This is a genomic window from Clostridium sp., from assembly GCF_021443865.1.
Classification (GTDB): domain Bacteria; phylum Bacillota; class Clostridia; order Clostridiales; family Clostridiaceae; genus Clostridium.
Window position 1 is genome coordinate 1 of sequence record NZ_JABUTB010000117.1, and the last position, 5,243, is coordinate 5,243.

Annotated in this window: 8 protein-coding genes; all 8 read left to right on the forward strand. The window is 28.2% G+C overall.

Annotation, left to right across the window (positions count from 1 at the left end):
- Positions 1–620: AAA family ATPase (locus tag HUJ77_RS14235; protein WP_291709720.1), on the forward strand; the 620-nt coding region annotated here is incomplete at its 5' end.
- A complete protein-coding gene (locus tag HUJ77_RS14240) occupies positions 614–1,477 on the forward strand; it encodes a MinD/ParA family protein (protein ID WP_291709722.1) in 864 nt (287 codons plus the stop codon). The genes HUJ77_RS14235 and HUJ77_RS14240, both read left to right, overlap by 7 nt.
- Positions 1,478–1,486: 9 nt before the next feature.
- Entirely contained in the window at positions 1,487–2,128 is a 642-nt protein-coding gene (locus tag HUJ77_RS14245) for a flagellar brake domain-containing protein (protein WP_291709724.1), read from the forward strand.
- A gap of 12 nt (positions 2,129–2,140) precedes the next feature.
- Positions 2,141–2,866 (forward strand): FliA/WhiG family RNA polymerase sigma factor, encoded by a 726-nt coding sequence (locus tag HUJ77_RS14250; RefSeq protein WP_291709726.1) that lies wholly within the window; start codon positions 2,141–2,143, stop codon positions 2,864–2,866.
- A 16-nt stretch (positions 2,867–2,882) separates the two neighbouring features.
- Positions 2,883–3,368 carry a hypothetical protein gene (locus HUJ77_RS14255; protein WP_291709729.1) on the forward strand — a complete coding sequence of 162 codons (486 nt, stop codon included), beginning with the start codon at positions 2,883–2,885 and terminating at the stop codon, positions 3,366–3,368.
- 38 nt (positions 3,369–3,406) lie between these two features.
- The gene (locus HUJ77_RS14260; RefSeq protein WP_291709731.1) at positions 3,407–3,571 is read left to right on the forward strand and encodes a hypothetical protein; all 165 of its coding nucleotides are present in this window, start codon (positions 3,407–3,409) and stop codon (positions 3,569–3,571) included.
- A complete protein-coding gene (locus HUJ77_RS14265; RefSeq protein WP_291709734.1) occupies positions 3,564–4,346 on the forward strand; it encodes a flagellar hook-basal body complex protein in 783 nt (260 codons plus the stop codon). Before HUJ77_RS14260 ends, HUJ77_RS14265 begins: the two co-directional genes overlap by 8 nt.
- A 15-nt stretch (positions 4,347–4,361) precedes the next feature.
- Positions 4,362–5,135, forward strand: a complete 774-nt coding sequence (locus HUJ77_RS14270) for a flagellar hook-basal body complex protein (RefSeq protein WP_291709736.1) — start codon at positions 4,362–4,364, stop codon at positions 5,133–5,135.
- Positions 5,136–5,243: the final 108 nt, after the last annotated feature.

Below are 5,243 nucleotides of genomic sequence, written 5' to 3' on the forward strand. Positions count from 1 at the left end.
AAATTAATATTATTGAAAAAGATTTAGTAGGTAGAATTGCATTAATTGGGCCAACAGGAGTAGGAAAGACTACAACTATTGCAAAGCTTGCAGGGAGATTATCTTTAATTGAAAAAAAGAAGGTTGGATTAATAACTATTGATACCTATAGAATAGGAGCAGTAGAGCAATTAAAAACCTATGCAGAAATTATGAATATACCCTTTAAAGTAGTAATAACCTTAAAGGAAATGGAGGAATCCATAAAAGAATTAGAAGACTGTGATGTAATATTAATTGATACTACTGGAAGAAGTAGCAAAAATACAATGCAAATATCAGAATTAAGAGCATTTGTTCAAAAAGTTAATGCAGATAATATAGCCTTGGTAATTAGTGGAACTACTAAGAATAAAGATATAGATACTATATTAAAGGGATATAGTGAGATTAATTATGAAAATGTTATAATTACAAAATTAGATGAAACAAACTCCTACGGATGTATTTACAATATTATAAAGAAATCTAAGAAGGAAATAGCATTTATAGCAACAGGTCAAAATGTACCAGATGATATAAAAACACCTTCAAAGGAGGAAATCTGTAAGCTAATTTTAGGGGAGGAGGCTATATGTTAGATCAAGCGGAAAGCTTAAGAAGATTAGCAAATGGTGAACTCTCAGTTTCTAAAAGAAATAAAACAAAAATTATTACTATTACCTCTGGTAAGGGAGGAGTAGGTAAAAGTAATTTTGTAGTTAACTTAGCTATTAATTTAGTTAAAAAGGGTAAGAGGGTTTTAATATTTGATGCTGATATAGGAATGGGAAATGATGATGTTTTAATGGGGATATATCCTAAGTATAGTGTATTAGACTTAATAAATGGAAGTCTAGCAATCGAAGATATTATTGTAGAGGGGCCTGAAGGAATTAAATTACTTCCTGGGGGAAGTGGACTTAATAATATAGAAGATTTAGAACAAACTCAAAGGGAGATATTTTTAAGAAAAATTGAAATGCTTGAAGGCTTTGATTATATATTTATTGATACAGGAGCTGGAATAAGTAGAAGTGTATTAGCCTTTATTTCATGTTGTGATGAAGTTATTTTAGTAACAACTCCAGAACCAACCTCCTTAACAGATGGATATAGCTTATTAAAAGCAGTGAATCATTTTAAAATAAAAACTAAAGCCAACATAGTTGTTAATAAGGTTTTAGAAAAAAAAGAGGGAGAAAAAACCTTTTTAAAATTAAAAACTGCAGTTAATAGATTTTTAGCTTTAGAAATTAATTATTTAGGATATATTTTTGATGATAGAAAAATTACAATGTCAGTTAGAAACCAGTTGCCATTTATTATTGGATATCCATACTGTGATGCATCAAAATGTATAGAAGAAATAACTATAAAAATTTTAGGTAATAGCAATGACATTGATGGTAGTGGAGCTAAAGGCTTATTTAAAAGACTATTTAGTATATTTTCTTAGGGGGTAAATATGGGAAACTTAGATATAAAAATCAACTCTATAGTTACGGTTATGTGGGAAGAAGTAACGTATAAATCAAGTGTTCAAGACGTAAAGGAAAATGAGATTTTAATTACTATACCTGTTAGCGATGGCACTTATTTAACACTAGATGATGGAGTTGAGATTGAACAATTTTATTACGATAAAAAGAGTAATTTTTATGAATATAAAACCAAGGTATTAGGGAGATATAGAGAAAAAGAAATACCATTTTATAGGGTGAGTAAACCTTATGATATAAAGAAAATTCAAAGAAGAGATTACTTTAGAGTAGATGTAGTTCAAATTATTAATTATATTAAGGCGATAGATTTAGAAAAAGATATTAGAAGAGAAGAAAACTATGAAAGTGCCTTGCTTTTGGATCTAAGTGGAGGCGGTATGAGAATTAAAGTTAAGGAAGAACTATCTTTTAATGAAAGTATAATTTCTAACTTATATTATGAAAATGAGAAGATTGTTGTTAAGGGTAGAGTTGTAAGAATAGAAAAAACAGAAGATAAAAGATATATCTATGGAATAGATTTTAAAGATATAGATAATTCAACTAGAGAAAAAATAATACAAGTTGTTTTTAAAATTATGCGTAAACAAAGGGAACTTATTTAGGGAGGTATAATAATGGAATGTCAAAGCCCTGTAATTGAAAAAGAAAAAATAGTTGAAAAGTACATACCATTAGTTAAATATTTGGCTTCAAGAATAATGCTAGGTAAAACTAAGTACATTGAATATGAAGATTTAGTGAGCTACGGTATAGTTGGGCTTTTAGATGCAATTAATAGATATGATTCATCTAAAGGGATGAAATTTTCATCTTATGCAACACTAAGGATAAAAGGGGCTATGATAGATGAAATAAGAAAAAATAGGCCTATATCCAAAGGGGCAATGGACAAACTTGCTAAGTATAATGAGTCTGTGGAGAGATTGCAAAATATATATATGAGAGAACCATCAATAAAGGAAATTGCGTCAGATTTAAATGTTACAGAATCAGAAGTATCACAAGTAGAAAATTATATTAACTATATGTCTATACTTTCTTTAGAATCAGTAATCTACTCAGATGATGATGATGTAACTATAATGGAAACCTTAGAAGATAAAAATGCAATATCACCAGAAGAATCCTTAGAATATAAAGAGAAACTAGAGTTTTTAACTCAAGCCATAGAAAACTTAAAGGAAAAAGATAAGCTTATATTAAAGCTATATTATTATGAGAAATTTACTTTAAAGGAAATAGGACAAGTTCTAGAGGTTTCAGAATCTAGAGTTTGTCAATTACATAGTAGAGCTATTAGAAATTTAAGAGAAATAATGCAAAAAAAGAATTATATTTAGTAAATGAGGGATGTTTATGCTTCCTATATTTATAATTATATTAGGAATTGTATTAATATTATTAAGTTATAGAATTATAAAAAAAGAAGATAAGTCTTTTGAAAAAATATTAGAAAGAGAAGAAAATAATAATAATAGAGATTATGATATTGAAATAATCAAAATAAGAAAAGATATGGCAGAAACTGTATTAGATCTTCAAAGGGAAATAGAAAACTTGAAAATAGAAGTAAATTCTATTAAGAAAAGTTACATTGAAGACGATAATAAAAATAATATAGAAAATTTCAATATTAATAAAATAGCTTCAAAAGAAGAAGTTATATCTAATATAGACTTTTCAAATAGAATAGAAGAGAAAGAAGAAGGATCACCTAGAAGTGAAAAGCAAAAGAAGGTAAAGATCCTTTTAGATAAAGGGTTATCAGATGATGAAATTTGTGAAAAACTATCTATTGGTAAGGGGGAGATATTATTAATAAAAAATTTATTAATAAAATAATTAGTTTATTTCAATTCTTAACCGACAGAAAAATACTTATGGGAATAGGAATTGGTATGATTTTTACTTCTGTTATTTTATTTGGATTCAATAATAACACCAAATTATCAGATAGCGAGATAGAAGAAAAAGCAAGAGCACTTGGAATGCATTATAGTGATGAATGTAAAGTATTATTTAAAGGGGATGAGAAGGTTGATTAGAAGTTTATATACTGCTGTATCAGGATTGATAACTTTGGAGAACAAACAAGATACCATAACTAATAATATGACTAATGCAAATACTACTGGGTTTAAGGGTGATAACCTATCAATAAAGAGTTTTGATGAAGTTATGATACAAAATAGAGACAAAGTTGTTAATGGCAGAAATGTAAAACAACGTTTAGGGACTATTAGTTTAGGTGCTAAAATAGATACTGTTGATACTACATTTACTCAAGGATTATTAAAAAATACAGATAAGAAAACAGATTTTGCAATTGAAGGTAGGGGCTTTTTTGCAATTGAAAAACAAAATAATAATGGAAATGAAGTTCTTTATACAAGGGATGGTAATTTTAAAATAGGAAACAATGGTTATTTAATGACTACAAATGGTGATAGAGTATTAGGAATAAATAAAAATACGGGAAACCTAGAAGGTATATTTGTAGGATCTGATGAAATTCTTTTAGACAAAAATAATAATCTTTTTGTTGGGAATGTTGCAACATATAGCCTTGCAACAGCTGATTTTCAAGACTATAATTCATTAGAAAAAGTAGGAGGTAACTACTATAATGGAGAAAATCCTATTTTTAATGCTGAAGTATTTGTTACTCAAGGAGCTTTAGAAGGCTCAAATGTAAGCATTACTAATGAAATGGTAAATATGATTACAACAATGAGAAGCTTTGAAACTAATCAAAAAATAGTACAAACTATTGATGAAACTTTAGGTAAAGCTGCAAATGAAATAGGATCAGTTAGATAATAGGAGGAAGGGTTTATGTTAAGAACTTTATGGACAGCAAAAACTGGAATGAATGCTAATCAGGATAAATTAGATGCTATATCCAATAACATAGTTAATTCAAATACCATGGGGTATAAAAAAATAGAAGTAGGCTTTAAGGATCTTTTATCTGAATCTTTAGATAGATTAGGAAATCCTATAAATGACAAGGATTCTATAATAGGAACAGGAACAAAAACTTCAGAATGGTATAGAGATAACACTCAAGGGAATTTACAAGAAACCTTACTAACTACTGATTTATCAATAGATGGAAAGGGTTATTTTAAAGTAAAAACTGTAGATGGAAATGAATTATATACAAGAGATGGTGCTTTTGCTATAGATGGAAGTGGAAAGCTAGTAGATAATAGGGGGAATAAGGTAGAGTTAAATTATTTAAATGGATATTCTGAGAATAATGTTGTTCTTAATAAAAACAATTTTTTAGTTGATAAAAAGGGACAAGTATATATAAAGGATAATGGAAACTTTACTCAAGTAGCTGAAATACCAGTATATTCAGCAATAGGAGATAGAGCTTTCATATCTATAGGTGAAAACTTATTTAGTCCTTCACCTGGGGTAGAAGTTCAAAGAACTAATGACTTTGATATTTATCAAGGCTCTTTAGAAGGCTCTAATGTAGATATAGCAGCTGAGTTTTCAGATATGATACTTACTCAAAGAGCATTTCAATTAAGCTCTAGAGGAATTACAACTGCAGATGAAATGTGGGGAATGATTAATAATATGAGAGCAAGATAAATAATTAAGAATGTAAAATGAAGAATGAAAAATTAATGATAAAACTCCGAATAAACTTGACCCTGTCAAGTAGACAATAGGAAAAAAGACTCTTCATTATGCGGCATG